The following is a 19,353-nucleotide window of genomic DNA, read 5'->3' on the forward strand; positions in this document are numbered from 1 at the left end:
TGGCATAGTCTTTTCGTTATTTTTGCGTAACAAAATTTAAAAACTTGAAAAGAATACTTCTTTTTTTACTGGTTGTCATAACCTTCAACCTTAATTCACAAACTAAAAAAATTCAGATTTTATCTTCTGAAATCTCAACCGTTGATGAAAGTAGATTTCCTGGAGCTACTATATTAATTGGTAATGTTAAGGTAGCACATGAAGGTGCAACACTAGATTGTAAAAGAGCACTTTTATATAGAGAAAAAAATGTATTCCAAGCACTAGGAGAAGTTGTAATTGAACAAGGAGATAGTATAATACAATATTCAGACTTTGCCAACTATGATGCGAATACTAAAATTGCTAAGTCTTGGGGAAATGTTGAGGTAAATGATAAAGAGATGAAGTTGTCTACAGATACCTTATACTTTAATAGAACTGACCAAATTCTATTTTATCCAACTAAAGGAATCATTAAAGACAAAATAAATACGCTTACTAGTAATAAAGGAACCTATTATTTAGAAGACAAGAAATTCACTGCCAAAACTAAAGTGAATGTTGTGAATCCAGATAATATTCTTGATTCAGATCATTTAGATTATTATACGAATACCAATCTTGCCTATATATACGGACCATCAACAGTATTCAATAGAAAAGATAGCACAAAAATTTATGCAGAGAGAGGATTCTTTGATACTGATTCTGATATCTCTTATTTCGTGAAAAATGCTAAACTTTTTTCTAAAGATAAAACCGTAGAAGCTGATAGTTTATACTATGATAAAAAAAGAGGTTTTGCTTCTGCTACCAATAGAATTAAAGTTATAGATACTATTCAAAATATGGTAGTTAAAGGAAACTATGCTGAAATATTTGAACTACAAGATTCTTTATTCATCATAAAGAAACCCGTTGCTATATCTATAATGGAAAAAGATTCTCTGTATATTCATGGAGATACAATTCTAGTCACAGGAAAACCAGAAAAACGAATTATTAGAACCTATCACAACGTCAAAATCTTTAAAGAGAATTTGCAAGGTAAATGTGATTCTATTCATACGAATCAAGAAACAGGACTAACAAAAATGTTTGTAGATCCTATTTTATGGTCAGGTAAAAGTCAAATTACAGGAGATAGTATTCACTTTAAAACGAGTCAAACTACAAATCAATTAGATTCTTTGTTTGTATTGAGAAACTCTTTCATCATTCAAAAAGATTCACTCGATTCTAATAATTTTAATCAAATAAAAGGAAGGAATATTTTTGGAAAGTTTGAAGATAACGACTTACGATTAATGCTTGTTAAAGGAAACGCAGAGTCTTTATATTATAATAGAAATGAAGAAACTCAAAAATTAGAAACAATCACTAAAGAAATAGCGAGTGATATTGAGTTTTTACTTGAAAACAATGAAGTTGTTCAAACAAAATATTTTACTAAAACCGAAGGAAATACCTTTCCTCCTTCACAATTCCCAGAAGAAGACAGAAAATTTAGAGGCTTTATATGGCGAGAAGATGAACAACCTAAAAAAATGGAAGACATCTTTATAAAAGACAAAAAAGTAGCCCGAAAACCTAAGAAAAAACTACCAGAGGTTGAAAATGCGAAAGCTATTCTGAATACCGAGTTTAAAAAGAAAAGAAAAAAGAAACGTAAACTGAATTTAGAAGAAGAATAGTGAAAGAGGATTTTTTAAAATATCAGGCTCAAACGACACCACATCCTTTAGCTATTGAGATTTCACATGCCAAAGGAAGTTACATTTTTGATAAAAACAATAAAGCTCATTTGGATTTTGTTGCAGGTGTTTCTGCAAATAGTGTTGGACATTGCAATGAGAATGTGAACAATGCTATTACAAAGCAGATTCAAACATATACTCATGTAATGGTTTATGGAGAATTTATTCAAGAACCACAATTAGATTTATGCAAGAAACTGGCTTCTACCCTACCAGAATCTTTATCTTCTGTTTATCTAGTAAATTCTGGAACCGAAGCAACAGAAGGAGCATTAAAGTTAGCTAAAAGATTTACCAAAAGATCAGAGATTATTGCTGCTAATAATGCATATCATGGAAATACAGCAGGTGCCATGAGTGTATGCGGAGCAGAACAACAAAATAGTGCTTTTCGTCCGTTAGTTCCTGGAACAAGATTTATACAATTTAATAATGAAGATGACCTGCAAAAAATCACCACGAAAACAGCTGGTGTAATCTTAGAAACTATTCAAGGTGGCGCAGGTTTTGTTGAACCACAAAATGACTTTTTACATAAAGTTAAAAAGAGATGTGATGAGGTTGGAGCACTTTTAATATTGGATGAAATTCAATCTGGAGTTGGAAGAACAGGTACTTTTTGGGGATTTGAAAATTATAATGTAACTCCAGATATATTTATTACTGGTAAAGGTTTAGGAGGCGGAATGCCAATTGGAGCTTTTATTTCATCTCAAGAAATAATGGATTCATTAAAGGACAATCCTAAACTAGGACATATTACGACTTTTGGTGGACATCCTGTTATTGCTGCTGCGGCGAATGCTACAATTGATGAAATTTTAAACTCAAACTTACATAAAGAAGCTTTACGAAAAGAACAATTAATTCGAAAATATTTAAAGCATCCTAGAATTAAAGAAATTAGAGGAAAAGGATTAATGTTAGCGTTAATAATGGAGTCTTCTGAAATTGCAGATCATGTTGTTTTAAATGCATTAGACCAAGGTTTAATCTTATTCTGGTTATTATATGAAAAACGTGCAGTACGCATCACTCCACCCCTTACTATTTCTGACGAAGAATTAAGAAAAGGTTGTGAAACTTTAACAAATATTTTAAACAATATCAGTCTCTAATACGCGTTCTAATTATACTTATATAGTTGATTGGGGATTTTATTATTGACTATTGAAATCGGTTAGATAATCTTTTCTAACCGATTTTCTTTTTTACTACACTCAATTTATTTTGTTCCCTTCAAAACTACATTCATGATTTAATTCCATGCTCTTATGGAAAAGACTCTGTAAACAATTGGTTTATCATCTAATTTTAGCTTCATAAACTACAAAATCTACTCGATCATGACTTTAAAAAATCAAAACTTAGAATTTAAAATAACATTGTATATGTTATTGACAGTGATTCTTCTTATGAGTTGTAAACCAACTAATAAAGGAACTGCAGTTGTTTTTGAACCTATTCAAGAAATAAATATTTCATACAATTTACCTGTTGATGTACCCGTAAATGCTAGTCAAGAAGAACTTGCTAAGTTCGCTTGGGAAGAATTTTTTGCATTAAATTGGAAATCAAGCTGGAAAACAAATTCTTTAAGAACAACTCCAGATACTACTTGGACGTATACTAATGATACTGGTGCTGATTTTTTAAGTGTATGGGAAACTTATATTCATAGATCAGAATTAAGACCTGCTAACGGAAAAAGAACAAAGGATTTAAGCAGTGGATCTCCATATTACACATTTGTGGATTCAACTTCAGTAAATGTTACGAATCCAGTTCAATTAGATAATTATTTCAATGTACTTGATGAGGATAATGAAATTGGTTCTGCATATGTTTTTGCTCATAAAAATGAATTTGAAGTATTATATGCAGCTAAAACGAATTTAGTTGAGTATAACTACTTAAAGAACAACTTTCAAACTGATAAAAAACTTTACAAAGCAATTGATAAAAGTAACGACAGTACTTCTTTTAGATCTCGATTAAGAGGTTTATCAAAACAACAAATGTGTGATTCAGAAGGAAATACCAGCGATGGCTATGTATGCTTGCCTTGTTCTACTGATGCTAATAACGAAGGAGCTATAGAGATTAAATTGGCTTTCAGAGAATTAGACCCTAAAAAAGATGATGCTTCAAGATATATGGTAAAGGAAGCTGTTTACTTTAAGGATTCTGTAGCTGGTAATAAAACATACTCTAATGCTTATGTAAAACAATTTGCTTTAATTGGAATGCACATTATCAGAAAAACACAAAACCATCCAACTTTCGTATTCGCTTCTTGGGAACAAGTTGATGAAAGAAATAATGATGTTCAAACTATTGGAATTGATACGGTTACTGTTAATGGTGAACAATATAGCGATGTTGATCCTCACAGATTAAATCCTGTAATTGAAAGAGTTATTCCTGAAACATTACAAAAAGTAAATACTCAAGTACAAAAGATGATTGCAGCAAATAGCAGCAAATCTAAATGGCAATATTATCAATTGATTGGTGTTCAAGGTACCCCTATTGATTATAAAGATAGAACTTCAGACAACAATTACTTCATGGCAAACTTTGTAATTGAATCTGACTTAAAACTTACAAACTTTCACGGTTCTTTTGGAGATCCTTTCGATACTAAAATCAAAAATGTAATTTCTGATGGAAAACAGTTCAATATGGGAGGTTGTATGGGATGCCACGGACAGGGACAAACAACATTCGGAACGGATTTCAGTTTCTTATTAGATAGCGGTGCTGGTAAGCCAGTAATTCGTCCTGATCCATACCAAACTTTTGATGAAGCATTATTCGCGGCACAAAACAAAAAAATTCAAGCTTTAATTCGAGAGTTTGATAAAAAACAATAACTACTACAATCACAATAATCACCCTGAAAATGAGTTTTTTCAGGGTGTTTTTTTTTCATAATGATAATCTCATCTTTTTATAGTTTTTATTATGAACTTTCCTTTTTCAGAACAACTCTATCATAAAACTGTTAAAAAACGCACCTAAAAAGCAGTAATTCAGCAGAAAACAATTTTTGTACAACCAAGGTATTTTTTTTAATTTGCTTGTCACAAATTAAGGTACATATGTCGATTGAAATCACGCGGCTTTTTGATTTTCCCTATTATCAGTTGGAAAAGTATAATCTCCAAAAAGCACTAACTACAAATTACAACGGAAATTGGAAGTCAATTTCAACAAAAGAATACATTGATAAAGCCAATGCCGTTAGTAGAGGACTATTAAGATTAGGAGTACAGCCTAATGATAAAATAGCAGTAATATCTACAAACAACTGTACAGAGTGGAATATTTGTGATATCGGTATTCTACAAACAGGAGCACAAAACGTTCCAATTTACCCTACGATATCAAAAGAAGATTACGAATATGTTTTAAATCATTCAGAAGCTACGTATTGTTTTGTGTCAGATACTACAATACTTGAAAAGTTAAACCAAATTAAGGGGAACACTAAGCTGAAAGAAGTTTTTACTTTCGATGAAATTGAAGGTGAGAAAAACTGGAATGAAGTTTTAGAACTTGGAAAAGATGAAAGTAATCAAAATGAAGTTGACAGCAGAAAGGATGCTGTAAAACCTGAAGATTTAGCAACACTAATTTATACATCTGGTACTACTGGAAGACCCAAAGGTGTTATGCTTTCTCACAACAACATTGTATCTAACGTACTTTCTAGTTCAAAAAGAGTTCCTGTAGATCATGGTCAAGGAAAAAGTTTAAGTTTCTTGCCTGTTTGCCACATTTTTGAACGCATGATTTTATACTTATATCAGTACTGTGGTATTTCAATTTATTTTGCAGAATCTATTGAAAAACTAAGTGAAAACGCTCAAGAAATTAAGCCTAATGTTATGACTGCAGTTCCTAGGCTTTATGAGAAAATTTATGATAAAATTTATGCTAAGGGTACTGAATTATCTGGTATTAAAAAGAAATTATTCTTCTGGGCTATTGAACTTGGATTAAATTATAAGCCATACGGAGCAAACGGATGGTGGTATGAAAAGCAATTAGGTTTAGCACGAAAACTTATATTCTCGAAATGGCAAGCTGCTTTAGGAGGAGAATTAAAAATTATGGTTTCAGGTAGTGCTGCTTTACAACCTCGTTTAGCTAGAGTATTTGCTGCAGCTGGAATGCCTGTTATGGAAGGATATGGATTAACAGAAACTTCTCCTGTAGTATCTGTAAATGATGTGCGTGAAGGTGGTTTTAATATCGGAACTGTTGGACGAATTATTGATGGTGTTGAAGTTAAAATTTCTGAACAAGATGAAGTTTTAGTTAAAGGACCAAACGTAATGATGGGATATTACAAAGATCCTGAAAAAACTGCCCAAGTAATTAAAGATGGATATTTCCACACTGGTGATAAGGGTAAAGTTGAAAATGGATTCTTAAGTATTACTGGACGTATTAAAGAAATGTTTAAGACATCTGGTGGAAAATATGTTATTCCAACTTTATTAGAGGATAAATTAAAGCAATCTCGTTTCATTGAGCAAGTTATGGTTGTTGGTGAAGGTGAAAAAATGCCTACAGCACTTATTCAGCCAAGTTTTGATTTCATTGCAGAATGGGCTCGAAGAAATGATATTGACTTCTCTGATGCTAAAAAATTAGTAAGTAACGAAAAGGTTATCGCTAGACTTCAAGAAGAAGTTGATGATTGTAACTGTAATTTCGGAAAGTGGGAACAGATTAAACGTTTTGAGTTAACTCCTGAAGAGTGGACTATTGATAGTGGACACCTTACTCCTACTATGAAAATGAAACGTAAAATTATCAAAGAGATTTATACTGATTTGTACGAAAAAATGTACGACAGAGCTTAAAAGATAAATACAACAAATAAAAAAGCAGATGGAAATCCATCTGCTTTTTTATTACTCTAAAATTTATTCTGTTTACATCTTTTTAGATTTCACGTAAAAGTTTCTATCAACTTCAATTTCTTTTGAACCTATTTTCTTTGTTTTCCAATTCTCTGTTGGTTTCAAACAAATCTCTTTATTATTAGCTATAATAGTTACAGGCATATTAAATCCTTCCACTACATTATTCCAGCGATATTTAAGTTTTTTACCTTCTATTTTATATTCAAAAACTGGAATTTTAATCGTTCTTAAATATTGGTCAAACACCTTAGTTAAATCAATTTTAGACTTTTTAATCATATAATCTTCAATTTCTTTAGTGCTGACAGTTGTATGGTAAAAATCTTTATTTAAACCTCTTAAAATACTTCTCCATTTTTCGTCATCATTTACTAATTGACGGATGATATGAAGCATATTCGCTCCTTTATAATACATATCTCCAGAACCTTCACTATTTACATCATACTGACCTATTATTGGCTTGTCGTTCGCTATTGATCCTCTTGTTCCGATAACATAATCAGCCGAAGCTTCCTTTCCGTAATAATAATCTAAAAACAAATTCTCCGAATATGCTGTAAAACTCTCATGAATCCACATATCGGCTATATCTTTATTCGTAATATTATTTGCAAACCATTCATGACCTGCTTCGTGAATAATGATAAAATCAAACTTTAATCCCCAACCAGTTCGAGATAAGTCTCTTCCTAAATATCCCTTCATATATTTATTCCCATAGGTAACAGAACTTTGGTGTTCCATTCCTAAATAAGGAACTTCAACGAGCTTGAAACTATCTTCATAAAACGGATATTTACCAAACCAGTGTTCAAAAGCTTTCATCATCTTAGGCGCATCTTTAAAATGAACTTTTGCCTTTTCCAAGTTATCTCTTAAAACATAATAATCTAAATCTAATTCTCCTCCTTCTCCATTATATTTTTCACCGAAATGTACATAATCACCAATATTCACATTTACTCCGTAATTATTAATTGGATTCTTAACTCCCCAGTGGTATGTAGTTGTATTATCATCATGTTTATCAACTTTCTGCAATCTACCGTTAGAAATATTCATCAAATTACTTGGAACTCGAACACTAATATCCATACTTTCTACTTCATCATACATGTGGTCCTTATTAGGCCACCAAACACTAGCTCCTAATCCTTGACAAGAAGTTGCCACAAAGTGGTTTCCATTTCCATCTTTTCTCCAGGAAAAACCACCATCCCAAGGAGCATTTTTAGCTACTCTAGGAAATCCTTCATAATACACAACAATGGAATATTCTTTATCCTTTATTTGTTTTTCTTTAAGCTTAACAAAATGAGCATTTCCCTCTGATCTTACAGTTAATTCTTTCCCATTTTGCGTTACCTTAGTTATCTTCATTGGTTCTTGTAGATCAACCTGAAGCGTTGTAGAAGGGTTTAATACTTTATATTTAATTTCATTATTCCCTTTTATGAATTTCTTATCAGGATCTACTGAAATATCAAGATGATAATAGGTTAAATCCCACCAAACTCTTTCAGGTGTTATACTTCCTCTTAAAGAGTCTTGACGAGTAAAGGTTTCAGTATGTTGAAAAAGTCCATTTTGCCCAAATGAAAACAGGCTGAATAAAGTGCAAAAAAGTACTGTAAAACTTGATCTATTCATTGTTATTTTTGATTGAAATTTAAATCTAAGATAACTCTTTTGATAAAATAGATAATCTACTATACTAACTTAATTTTATCCAATATATCCTCATTATAATTTTCTGTTTCAGAATACTTGAAAAGATTATAGGTGTTTACAAAATGATTCAATATTTTTGACGTATCATTAAACAAACAAATCAAATGAAAAACACTGCTTTAACGCACGTTCATGAAGCTTTAGGAGCAAAAATGGTTCCTTTCGCTGGATATAATATGCCTGTTCAATACGAAGGAGTAAACATAGAACACGAAACAGTAAGAAATGGAGTTGGTGTATTTGATGTAAGTCATATGGGAGAATTCTTCTTAAAAGGAGAAAATGCTTTGGCTTTAATTCAAAAAGTTACAACTAACGATGCTTCTAAATTAGTTCCTGGAAAAGCTCAATATACTTGTATGCCGAATGCTGAAGGAGGAATTGTAGATGATTTAATCATTTATATGATTTCTGAGAACGAGTATATGTTAGTTGTAAATGCATCTAATATTGAAAAAGATTGGAATTGGATTTCAAAACATAACGACTTGAACGTTGAAATGGAAAATCGTTCTGAAGATTGGTCTTTATTAGCAATTCAAGGACCAAAAGCAGCGGAAGCAATGCAATCGTTAACTGCTGTAGATTTATCTGCAATCAAGTTTTATACTTTCGAAATTACAGACTTTGCAGGAATTCCTAATGTTGTGGTATCTGCAACTGGATATACCGGTTCTGGTGGATTTGAAGTTTATGTAAAAAATGAAGATGTGGAACAACTTTGGAAAAATGTTTTTGAAGCTGGAGCTGATTGGGGAATTAAACCAATTGGTTTAGCTGCACGTGATACATTACGTTTAGAAATGGGATATTGTTTATATGGAAATGATATTGACGATACTACTTCTCCTATTGAAGCTGGTTTAAGTTGGATTACAAAATTCACTAAGGATTTTGTTAATGCGGAAGCTTTAAAACAACAAAAAGAAGAAGGTGTTTCTCGCAAACTTGTCGCTTTTGAAATGACAGAAAGAGGAATTCCTAGAAAGGATTATGAAATAGTGGATACTGAAGGATCTGTTATTGGTAATGTTACTTCTGGTACAATGAGTCCTAGTTTAAGTAAAGGAATTGGTTTAGGATATGTTACTTTAGAAAATTCTAAAGTTGATTCTGAAATTAAAATTCAAATCCGTAAGAAGCAAGTAGCTGCTAAAGTAGTTAAGTTGCCTTTTTATAAAGGATAGTAAAAATAAACTACATATTAATAAAATAGAAAACCTACTTTTTAAAGTAGGTTTTTATTATTAAATAATTCTGGTTTAGCAGGTACAATATCTTTATAAAAGTCTAAAAAATGATCAAAATCTTTTTCCATATCATCTGTTAAATCATATGGATCAGCAACCACAATTTGTTTGTTCTTAAAATCAAAAGCAAACATAACAATCGGCACATTCGCACCCTTTGCTATATAATAAAAACCTGTTTTCCATTTATCTGTATATTGTCTAGTTCCTTCAGGAGATAAAGCTAAACGAAACTGTTCCTTTTCATTGAAAATTGATACAATTGCATCTACCAAATTCGTGCTCTTACTTCTATCTACAGGTGTTCCCCCAAGTTTTCTAAAAATGAAACCAAAAGGTGGTTTAAATAAAGCTGCTTTTCCTATATAGTTGATCTCTATTTTTGTAACCGTTCTTGCCAAAATAGCAATAGGAAAATCCTTCCAACTGGTATGTGGTGCTCCAATTACAATATACTTTTTAAGATCTTTAGGAAAATTTCCAACTAATTTCCAACCGAGTAGCGTATGGAATATAAATTTAGATAAGCGTTGTATCATAAATTGACTTTAAAACGGTAAATTTAGCGTTTTAATTTTTTATCGAATGTCAGATCAATTGCTATACATCTTACTTACTGGTTTACTAGGAGTTATACTAGGTTTTCTTGTGGGGTATATTATTCAAAAAAACAAAGCAAGTTTTTTAGAAAAGAACAATTCAAGCTTATCAGAAAGAAATAACTTATTACAAGAAAGTAAAAAGGAAAGTGAAAATGCAATTAGCGAGCTTAAAGATGAACTAAAGTTTATTCAAAGTGAAAAAGAAAGCTTAATTAAAGTAAATACGGAACAAGATGTAAAGTTGAAAAATCTTAACGCCAAACTTGAGGATAATAAAAAAGAAATTGAAGGTCTTCAAGAGAAGTTTACTAAAGAATTTGAAAACCTTGCGAATAAAATATTAGATGAGAAGTCGAACAAGTTTACGGCTCAGAATAAAGAGAATATTAAGAATATTCTTGATCCTTTAGAAAAGAAAATAAAAGACTTCGAGGAAAAAGTAGACAAAACTCACAAAGAAAGTATTGATTACCATTCTGCACTGCGTCAACAAATACTTGGTTTAAAAGAGTTAAATGCTCAAATGAGTAAGGAAACATTAAATCTTACGAAAGCATTAAAAGGAGATAGTAAAACTCAAGGGAACTGGGGAGAATTAGTTTTAGAACGTGTTCTTGAAAAATCAGGCTTAGAAAAAGATCGTGAGTATTTTGTTCAGCAATCTTTTACTAATGATGAAGGAAAACGAATTCTACCTGATGTTGTTATTCATTTACCAGACAACAAAAAAATGATTGTTGATAGTAAGGTTTCTTTAACTGCTTATGAGCAATTAGTCAATTCTGAAGACGATAGCGAAAAAGAACGTTTATTAAAAGAACACACAAATTCTTTAAAACGACACGTAGATCAACTTTCTGAAAAGAAGTATGAAGATATTTATAAAATCGAATCACCAGATTTTGTTTTGTTATTTGTTCCTATTGAACCAGCCTTCGCTGTGGCTTTAAATGAAGATAATTCACTTTACAACAAAGCGTTCGAAAAGAATATCGTAATCGTTACTCCTACTACTCTATTAGCTACATTACGTACCATTGATACGATGTGGAACAATGAAAAGCAACAACGTAATGCAATTGAAATTGCAAGACAAGCTGGAGCTTTATATGATAAGTTTGAAGGGTTATTAAAAGATCTAATTAATATTGGAAAAAAAATAGATGCTACTAAAAATGATTATAGTTTAGCTATGAACAAATTAGTAGAAGGAAGAGGAAACTTGATTACTAGCGTAGAAAAGTTGAAGAAAATGGGTGCCAAAGCCAAAAAAGCGTTGCCAGAAAGTATTATTGAAAGAGCTAGTGACGATTCATAAACTAAAATTGAAATGAAATGCAAAAGTTAAAAAGAGGTTATTTATTTGATTATAAAAAACAGACTTGGAAAGTTACTGATATCTATAAGATAAAGTGGGATGACGGCTCTCAAACTACTGAATATCAAGCAAAAAATAAAAAAGGTGAAGTACGTTACCTAATGTTAGAGTTTGTTCGTAAACAGAAAACGAGCTTTACATTTTGGGAAAAAATTGCAGATATCAATCAATTTCTAAAAACAATTTCTAAAACAGAATCTGACTTTGTTTCTATTGGAAATGCAAAATTCCCAAAACAATTTCAGTACAAGAATGTAACGTATACTTTCGATGAAAGATGTGATGGTACATGTCATTATGATTATGAAACTGAACGTGTAAATTCTTTAGATTATACAAATGACGACGATAGTAAATTCTTTGCTATTCAGTTATGGGATGACGAAATAGAAATTTCTACAGGAATAAGTATTTTAAAATCTCAAATCTCCAATATTCAAGAACGAACTACCTTCATATCTAGTGATTCTGTTTGGGACTTTATAAGTAAATATTTTGTTGGTATAATATTTACTTTATTCATGTTAATGACCTTTTTGCTGAACAAATGTTCTAGTAATTCTTGGGATGGTAACAGAGATCCTAATGATTCCACAAAGGTTTACAGAAATAGTAATAATTATTATAGAGGAAGAAGCTCAAGAGGATTCGGAAAATAAAAGATTATGGAAGAAAATACAATTACTTGGTTAACACATACAGTTACTTACGTTACACTATTTTATATTTCGTTTGTAATTGCCAAATTATTCTTCAAGCTTAAGAATAGAAAAATTAATATTGAAAACGAACTTACCATAAAGGATAATGTAGCTTTTGCCGTAACAGCTACAGGCTATTTTATTGGAACTACTATTATATTTTTAGGTGTTTTACATGGAGAATCTCATGGTTTACTCACAGATGTTATTCTTATATTATTCTATAGCGTTTTTGGTAATTTCTTATTGATTTTATCATCTATAATCAATGAAAAAATTGTCTTTGGAAAGAAGTTCAAATTTTACCGTGAAGTTATTCGTGATGAAAACGTTGGAACAGGATTTATTGAAGCTGCAAACTTTATAGGATCTGGATTAATTATTTTCGGAGCCATTTCTGGAAGGAATATAAATCTATTTCCAGAACATGGAGAATTAGGTCATTATGCATCAGATTTTTTAAGCCTTTTGTTTTTCTGGGCTTTAGGACAAATCATCATCTTTATATTCCTAAAAGTGTACAAAAAAGTTGTTTCTTATGATTTTATCAAAGAAATTCAAAAAGATAATAATGCCATAGGAATTGTATATGCTAGTATTCTAATTTCTGTAGCTTTTTTATATTCATTTGCCTCAAAAGGAGATATAGATTCATGGGAAACGGCTCTTGAAGATATTGCTTATCACCTTGGTTTAGCCATAATTCTTTTACCGTTATCAAGACTTTTTGTTGAAAAGGTTATACTTCCAAAAAGTAATCTTACAGATGAAATTGTAAATCAAGAAATCCCAAATAAAGGAGCTGCTTTAATTGAAGCCTTTGCCTATATCGGAAGTGCAATAATCATTAGTTTCTGTATGTAAAATGGCATCAACCAAGCTTAAAAAACGAATTTTATTCCTCGCTCTTTTTGCAACCGGATTATCTGGTATTGTGGCTGAATATTGTTTTGCTACATTATCTACCTATTTTATTGGCGATTCTGTAAAGCAATGGTCAATAATAATTTCATTTATGCTTTTTAGCATGGGATTAGGTAGTAGAATTACTAAATCGTTCGATGGTAATGTATTTAAATTGTTCATTTATACCGAATTTGCATTATCTATTTTGGTTTCGTTTTCGGCGGTTACGACTTATTATTTAGCTACTCAGGTGGAGTATATTTCGATTTACATTTATTCAATGGCTATTCTAACGGGAATGCTCATAGGAATGGAATTACCTCTAGCTATGCGGCTTAATGAAGATTTTCAGTCTTTAAAATTAAACGTAGCTAATATCTTGGAAAAAGATTACTACGGAAGTTTAATTGGCGGGTTATTTTTTGTTTTTATTGGTTTACCGTATTTAGGATTATCTCATACTCCATTTATACTTGGTTTCATAAATTTAATGGTTGCCATTTTACTACTCTTTATCTTTAAAAATAAACTCAAAAAGAAGGAGAAAAATACTTTATATAGTGCAGCTGGATTTATAGTTGTTCTTTTAATTATCGGTACTATATTTTCTAATAAAATCATTCTTTACGGAGAACAAACAAAATATAAAGACAAAATTGTTTTTCAAGAACAATCCATATATCAAAAAATAGTAGTTACCAAATGGAAAAAGGATTACTGGCTGTATTTGAATGATAATTTACAATTTTCAACCTTTGATGAACCCTTATATCATGAAGTGTTAGTTCACCCAATAATGCAAATCCTAAACAAACCTAGGAACATACTTATTCTTGGTGGTGGTGACGGTTGTGCCGCAAGAGAACTTTTGAAATATCCATCTATCAACAAGATTACTTTGGTTGATTTAGACAAGAAACTAACTGATCTATTTATCAATGAACCAGAACTAACTAAAATTAACAATAATTCATTAACGAATTCGAAAGTACAAATCATAAATACAGATGGTTTCAAATATGTAAGTGAAACTCAAGATTTTTTTGATTTGATAATTATTGATCTACCTGACCCAAGAAATGTAGAACTAGCACGCTTATATTCTAAAGAATTTTATGAGTTATGTAGATTAAAATTAACTCCAAATGGTGGTTTAATTACACAAGCAGGAAGTCCGTATTATACACCATATGCTTATAAATGTATAGAACAAACTATGAATCAGGCTAACTTTAGCGTTTTGCCGATTCATAATCAAGTATTATCTATGGGAGAATGGGGTTGGATTTTAGGAACAAAAGCATCGCTTTCAAAAGATGAAATGATTAATCGATTAGGAAACTTTGATGAAGCTATAATTCCTACCAAATGGTTGAATGCTTCAAGTATGAGTTTAATTACATCATTTGGAAAGGATTTTTACAGTAAAACCAAATTAGATTCACTTGAAACGAATCAAATCAGTAATCCTGTATTGTATCATTATTATAACAAAGGAAACTGGGATATTTATTAGTTATGAAAAGAAAAGAAGAATATATAGCCTTGGATGCTCAAATGTTTCATTTTGATCTATGGATTAATCAATCAAATCCTGAAGAATTGAAAAGTGAAATTGCTTTAATGTTAGAAAAAAGTAAGTTTACCATTGTAAATTTTATCGAACATCATTTTCCTGTAAAAGGTTATACAGCAGTTTGGCTTTTAGCAGAAAGTCATCTTGCAATTCATACGTTTCCAGACCAAGAAAAAACCTATCTACAAATAAGCAGTTGTAATAATAATAAACTACAAATACTAAAAGAAGAATTATCAAGTTTATAATAACCAAGTTTTATTGTAAAATTGAAAAACGACAACGGTTTCGAAATACATAAAAACCACTTTATTACTTTATTTTTTTATTATTTCTCATTAAAAAATCATGAAATCGATTTAGTTATCAACACGAAATCGATTTAGTTGATTCTCTACTTTTTTAAATTGAATATTTCACAATAAATTCGTTAACAAATGAATTATTATTCAATTTTTAACACTATTAAATCAAAGTCTTCAACCAGCTTTTTCAAGTGTTAATTCTTATAATTCTTTTTGACCTTTCAAACCAAATAACTTTAACACAATGAAACAAACCCTAAAAAACTTTCAATTAGTTTTGCTGTTCATTTTTTCCCTAAATGTTCTAGCACAAGACGAAGACGTACTCTTCCAGGCATTCGACTGGAATGTACAAAATCAACCAGCCGGACAAACTTGGTTCGATGTTGTTACTCAAAACAGCAGTGAAATCAATAGTGCTGGAATTGATATGATTTGGCTGCCACCAGTTAGTGATTCTGGAGCTCCTCAAGGATATTTACCAAGAGAATTATATAACTTCAATAGTGCTTATGGATCAGAAGTACAATTAAGAAACCTAATTAATACCTATCATAACTTAGGTATTAAAATTATTGGAGACATTGTAATTAATCACCGTGTGGGAACAAATGATGCGGTTACCTTTACAAACCCAGCTTGGCCTACTACATTTATTACTGCTGATGACGAAGGAAGGAATTTTGTAAACTTTCCTGTAGAATTCAGTATCAATGGAGATTATTTCCCTGGTACAGCATTAAAAGCGGATGGTTCTAATGGAACATATGGTCCAGCAAGAGATTTAGATCATTTCAATCCTGCTGTTCGTCAAGAAATAAAAAACTGGATGAATTTCTTAAAAAACGATTTAGGTTTTGATGGATGGAGATATGATTTTGTTCATGGATATGATCCTATTTTCAACAAAGAATATAATGATGCTACAAATCCGTATTTCGCTGTTGGAGAATTATTAGAAAGTAGCAGAGTTCAAACTAACAATTGGGTAAACTTTACACAACAATCATCTTCAGCTTTTGATTTTAATACAAAAGTTACACTTCAAAATGCCTTTAGAGATAATAATCTTTCTTATTTAAGAGATGGTGGCGGAAATCCTTCTGGAATGATTGGAATCAATCCTACAAAATCTGTTACGTTTTTAGATAATCACGATACTGGAGCTGCTCAACAATGTTGCGGACCAGGTTATGTTTTTCCAGGTGGAGAAACTAATTTAAGAAAAGGATATGCTTACATTTTAACACATCCTGGAAATCCAATGATTTTCTGGACACATTATTTTGACACTGGAACAGGTGTAAGAAATGCAATTAAAGACATGATTGCTATTCGTAAAGATGCAAGAATTTTTGCTGGGTCGTCAATCAATATCGCTGAAGCAAGAAATGATTTATACGCGGCATATATCGACGGAAGAAATGGGACAATTGCTATGAAATTAGGTAGCGGGAATTGGGCTCCAAATGGAAGTGGATGGGTTTTAAGAACTTCAGGAACTGATTATGCTATTTGGACACAAGGAGGAACTCCTCCACCGCCTCCAGCGCAAGTTGATCCGTTTACAGTAAACTTCAAGAAACCTAATTCTTGGAATTCTAATGTAAATGTGTATTTATTTGATGCTTCAACAAACGCTATTATTCCAGGAACAACTGGATGGCCAGGACAATCTATGACTAATATTTCTGGAACTCCTTGGTATTCTTTTCAAGTTAATCCTCCAGCAGGAGTTGCTGCGCAAAATATTAGAGTGATTTTTAATGATGGTACAAATCAAACAGATGATTTAAGTAGAAGTACTGATGGTTGGTATGATAATGGAAGTTGGTCAAATAATTGTCCTTCTGATTGTACTGGGACACCACCGCCTCCTCCTCCACCATCTGGAAACTTAACTGTGCAATTTAAAAAACCGAATAGCTGGAACTCAAATATTAATGTGTATTTCTTTGATGCCTCAACAAATAGTACAATTCCTGGAACTTCAGGTTGGCCAGGGGCTACAACAACTAATATTTCTGGAACTCCTTGGTATAAATACACACTAAATGTACCTTCTGGAACATCATCAAATAATATCAGAATAATATTCAATGATGGTAACAATCAAACTGATGATTTGGCTAGAGGAACTGATGGATGGTACGATAATGGAACTTGGACAAGCAATTGCCCTTCTGATTGTAACAGTACTACACCTCCTTCAAGTACAACAGCTACAATTAACTTTTTAAGAACTTCTTCTTGGGGTAATACAGCAAATGCTTATGTATACAATAAAGCCACTAATTCCACACTTACTGGAACGCCAGGATGGCCTGGTCAACTAATGAGTAACACAGGAGATTGGTCTAACTATACATTTACAGTTCCAAATGGTGTTTCCGCTAATGATATAGGAGTAGTTTTTAATAATGGTAATGGACAACAAACGGTAGATTTAACAAGAGGAACTGATGGGTGGTTTAGAATTACAGGAAGTAGTTCTGGAAAATCAACCGGAGTTTGGTCTGCTACATGTCCTACTAATTGTGTTTCTTCTAGAGCTTCAGTGAATGCAACATCGGAATTATCAATTTTAGATAATGTCTCAATTGCTCCTAATCCAATAAAAAATAGGTCTAACTTGTATATCTCAACGAGCACAAGAGGAATTTTAAAAGTTAGTATATCAAATATATTAGGACAAACTAGAGTAATTTTCAATGGTGAAAAAAGTTCTGGACATCACAAAATTGAATTATCAAATTCTGATTTTGGAGCTAAAGGAATTTACATCATTAACGGTACTTTAAATGAAGTGCCTATTGCTAAACCTATAAAAGTTATTAAACAGTAATAAGTTCGTTTACTATTTATTTATAATCCCCAAAAAAACCGGTAGTTTGAACTACCGGTTTTTTACTATTATAATATAATTTTTAAAAGTGATTACATCACGAATAATCTTCTTTGGTGCATTAAATCATAAACCTTCTCTCCTATTTCATGAAGTTTCTCATCATTTTCTGCATTTTGAATTGCTTCATCAATAAGTTCTACAACAGCTGGCATATCTTCTTCAACTAAACCTCTTGTTGTAATTGCTGGAGTTCCAATACGAATTCCAGAAGTTACGAATGGAGATTCAGTATCAAAAGGAACCATATTCTTGTTTACTGTAATTTCTGCCTTACCTAAAGCGATTTCAGCATCTTTTCCAGTAATATTTTTGTTTCTAAGATCAATTAACATCATATGGTTATCAGTTCCTCCTGAAATAATGTTATACCCTTTATCAACAAAAGCTTGAGCCATAGCTTGAGCATTTGCTCTTACTTGAATCTGATATTCTAAAAACTCATCCGTTAAGGCTTCACCAAACGCAACTGCCTTAGCAGCAATAACGTGTTCTAATGGTCCACCTTGATTTCCTGGGAAAACCGCTCCGTTTAATAACGTAGACATTTTCTTTAATTTTCCACTCTTTAATTTTAAACCAAATGGATTTTCAAAATCTTTACCAATCATAATCATACCACCTCTTGGTCCTCTCAAGGTCTTATGGGTAGTAGTAGTTACAATATGACAGTGTGGTAATGGATCACTTAAAATTCCTTTAGCAATTAAACCAGATGGGTGAGAAATATCTGCTAATAAAATAGCTCCAACACTATCTGCAATTTCGCGGAAGCGTTTAAAATCCATATCTCTCGAATAAGCAGAAGCACCCGCAATAATCATTTTTGGTTTATGCTTTTGTGCTTGCTCATTTAAATGATCGTAATCAATTAAACCAGTTTCTTTATTTACTCCATAAAATACTGGGTTATATAATTTCCCAGAGAAGTTTACTGGAGACCCGTGAGTTAAATGTCCACCATGAGCCAAATCAAAACCTAAAATAGTATCTCCAGGTTTCAAACATGCAGCAAAAACTGCAGTATTAGCCTGACTTCCAGAGTGAGGTTGAACGTTTACATATTCTGCTCCAAAAAGTTCTTTAGCTCTATCTATTGCAATTTGCTCAACTACATCTACGATTTCACATCCTCCGTAATAACGTTTTCCTGGATATCCTTCAGCATATTTATTCGTTAAAACAGAACCTTGAGCTTTCATTACTTGGTCACTCACAAAGTTCTCAGAAGCAATCAGTTCTATTCCATTAATCTGACGCTCTTTTTCATCTTGTATTAAATCAAATATTTGATGATCTTGTTGCATTGTTGTTTTG

The 19,353-nt window shown here is 31.6% G+C and carries 14 protein-coding genes; 11 read left to right on the forward strand and 3 right to left on the reverse strand.

The genetic code is table 11. The features are described 5' to 3' along the window. Positions 1-44: 44 nt before the first annotated feature. The 4 genes from ABNT61_RS03815 to ABNT61_RS03830 all read left to right on the forward strand — a co-directional run bounded on the left by ABNT61_RS03815 (position 45) and on the right by ABNT61_RS03830 (position 6,616). On the forward strand, positions 45-1,676 hold the full coding sequence (locus ABNT61_RS03815) for an OstA-like protein (protein ID WP_348744924.1): 1,632 nt from the start codon (positions 45-47) through the stop codon (positions 1,674-1,676). Further along, on the forward strand, positions 1,676-2,857 hold the full coding sequence (locus tag ABNT61_RS03820; protein ID WP_348744925.1) for an aspartate aminotransferase family protein: 1,182 nt from the start codon (positions 1,676-1,678) through the stop codon (positions 2,855-2,857). Before ABNT61_RS03815 ends, ABNT61_RS03820 begins: the two co-directional genes overlap by 1 nt. A gap of 297 nt (positions 2,858-3,154) precedes the next feature. Beyond that, complete coding sequence (locus tag ABNT61_RS03825) at positions 3,155-4,615, forward strand: hypothetical protein (protein ID WP_348744926.1); 1,461 nt, start codon at positions 3,155-3,157, stop codon at positions 4,613-4,615. A gap of 228 nt (positions 4,616-4,843) precedes the next feature. Further along, on the forward strand, positions 4,844-6,616 hold the full coding sequence (locus ABNT61_RS03830; protein ID WP_348712189.1) for a long-chain fatty acid--CoA ligase: 1,773 nt from the start codon (positions 4,844-4,846) through the stop codon (positions 6,614-6,616). Positions 6,617-6,688: 72 nt separating this feature from the next. On the opposite strand, the gene ABNT61_RS03835 is transcribed toward ABNT61_RS03830, so the two are convergent. After that, positions 6,689-8,332, reverse strand: coding sequence for a M1 family metallopeptidase (locus ABNT61_RS03835; protein ID WP_348744927.1), 1,644 nt, complete (start codon positions 8,330-8,332; stop codon positions 6,689-6,691). A 185-nt stretch (positions 8,333-8,517) separates the two neighbouring features. Between ABNT61_RS03835 and gcvT the strand changes: the two genes are divergently transcribed. After that, positions 8,518-9,600: a glycine cleavage system aminomethyltransferase GcvT gene (gene gcvT, locus ABNT61_RS03840; RefSeq protein ID WP_348744928.1), complete on the forward strand. Its 1,083-nt coding sequence runs from the start codon at positions 8,518-8,520 to the stop codon at positions 9,598-9,600. 41 nt (positions 9,601-9,641) lie between these two features. Here the strand turns inward: gcvT and ABNT61_RS03845 are convergent, their stop codons facing one another. Beyond that, positions 9,642-10,202 (reverse strand): 1-acyl-sn-glycerol-3-phosphate acyltransferase, encoded by a 561-nt coding sequence (locus tag ABNT61_RS03845; protein WP_412766930.1) that lies wholly within the window; start codon positions 10,200-10,202, stop codon positions 9,642-9,644. A 46-nt stretch (positions 10,203-10,248) separates the two neighbouring features. Here ABNT61_RS03845 and rmuC point away from each other — a divergent pair, with 46 nt between their 5' ends. The 6 genes from rmuC (at position 10,249) to ABNT61_RS03875 (ending at position 17,976) form a co-directional block, all read left to right on the forward strand. Further along, positions 10,249-11,583, forward strand: a complete 1,335-nt coding sequence (gene rmuC, locus ABNT61_RS03850; protein ID WP_348744929.1) for a DNA recombination protein RmuC — start codon at positions 10,249-10,251, stop codon at positions 11,581-11,583. Between the two features lie 17 nt (positions 11,584-11,600). Beyond that, positions 11,601-12,302, forward strand: coding sequence for a DUF4178 domain-containing protein (locus ABNT61_RS03855; protein WP_348744930.1), 702 nt, complete (start codon positions 11,601-11,603; stop codon positions 12,300-12,302). 6 nt (positions 12,303-12,308) lie between these two features. Beyond that, entirely contained in the window at positions 12,309-13,208 is a 900-nt protein-coding gene (locus ABNT61_RS03860; RefSeq protein ID WP_348744931.1) for a DUF350 domain-containing protein, read from the forward strand. Position 13,209: 1 nt separating this feature from the next. Continuing rightward, the gene (locus tag ABNT61_RS03865; protein ID WP_348744932.1) at positions 13,210-14,766 is read left to right on the forward strand and encodes a polyamine aminopropyltransferase; all 1,557 of its coding nucleotides are present in this window, start codon (positions 13,210-13,212) and stop codon (positions 14,764-14,766) included. Between the two features lie 2 nt (positions 14,767-14,768). Further along, positions 14,769-15,074: an S-adenosylmethionine decarboxylase gene (locus ABNT61_RS03870; RefSeq protein ID WP_348744933.1), complete on the forward strand. Its 306-nt coding sequence runs from the start codon at positions 14,769-14,771 to the stop codon at positions 15,072-15,074. 301 nt (positions 15,075-15,375) lie between these two features. Further along, on the forward strand, positions 15,376-17,976 hold the full coding sequence (locus ABNT61_RS03875; protein ID WP_348744934.1) for a starch-binding protein: 2,601 nt from the start codon (positions 15,376-15,378) through the stop codon (positions 17,974-17,976). A gap of 92 nt (positions 17,977-18,068) precedes the next feature. On the opposite strand, the gene glyA is transcribed toward ABNT61_RS03875, so the two are convergent. Beyond that, complete coding sequence (glyA, locus tag ABNT61_RS03880; protein ID WP_348712200.1) at positions 18,069-19,343, reverse strand: serine hydroxymethyltransferase; 1,275 nt, start codon at positions 19,341-19,343, stop codon at positions 18,069-18,071. Positions 19,344-19,353 lie beyond the last annotated feature (10 nt).

Origin of the sequence: Tenacibaculum sp. 190524A05c (assembly GCF_964036595.1) — a bacterium.
In the GTDB taxonomy this organism is placed as follows: domain Bacteria; phylum Bacteroidota; class Bacteroidia; order Flavobacteriales; family Flavobacteriaceae; genus Polaribacter; species Polaribacter platacis.

What these genes read in the sequence shown, in the direction of transcription:
- ABNT61_RS03825 (WP_348744926.1), top strand. Translation starts at nt 3,155, where the DNA reads ATGAGTTGTAAACCAACTAATAAAGGAACTGCAGTTGTTTTTGAACCT.
- ABNT61_RS03830 (WP_348712189.1), top strand. Translation starts at nt 4,844, where the DNA reads ATGTCGATTGAAATCACGCGGCTTTTTGATTTTCCCTATTATCAGTTG.
- ABNT61_RS03835 (WP_348744927.1), bottom strand. Translation starts at nt 8,332, where the DNA reads ATGAATAGATCAAGTTTTACAGTACTTTTTTGCACTTTATTCAGCCTG.
- gcvT (WP_348744928.1), top strand. Translation starts at nt 8,518, where the DNA reads ATGAAAAACACTGCTTTAACGCACGTTCATGAAGCTTTAGGAGCAAAA.
- ABNT61_RS03845 (WP_412766930.1), bottom strand. Translation starts at nt 10,202, where the DNA reads ATGATACAACGCTTATCTAAATTTATATTCCATACGCTACTCGGTTGG.
- rmuC (WP_348744929.1), top strand. Translation starts at nt 10,249, where the DNA reads ATGTCAGATCAATTGCTATACATCTTACTTACTGGTTTACTAGGAGTT.
- ABNT61_RS03855 (WP_348744930.1), top strand. Translation starts at nt 11,601, where the DNA reads ATGCAAAAGTTAAAAAGAGGTTATTTATTTGATTATAAAAAACAGACT.
- ABNT61_RS03860 (WP_348744931.1), top strand. Translation starts at nt 12,309, where the DNA reads ATGGAAGAAAATACAATTACTTGGTTAACACATACAGTTACTTACGTT.
- ABNT61_RS03865 (WP_348744932.1), top strand. Translation starts at nt 13,210, where the DNA reads ATGGCATCAACCAAGCTTAAAAAACGAATTTTATTCCTCGCTCTTTTT.
- ABNT61_RS03870 (WP_348744933.1), top strand. Translation starts at nt 14,769, where the DNA reads ATGAAAAGAAAAGAAGAATATATAGCCTTGGATGCTCAAATGTTTCAT.
- ABNT61_RS03875 (WP_348744934.1), top strand. Translation starts at nt 15,376, where the DNA reads ATGAAACAAACCCTAAAAAACTTTCAATTAGTTTTGCTGTTCATTTTT.
- glyA (WP_348712200.1), bottom strand. Translation starts at nt 19,343, where the DNA reads ATGCAACAAGATCATCAAATATTTGATTTAATACAAGATGAAAAAGAG.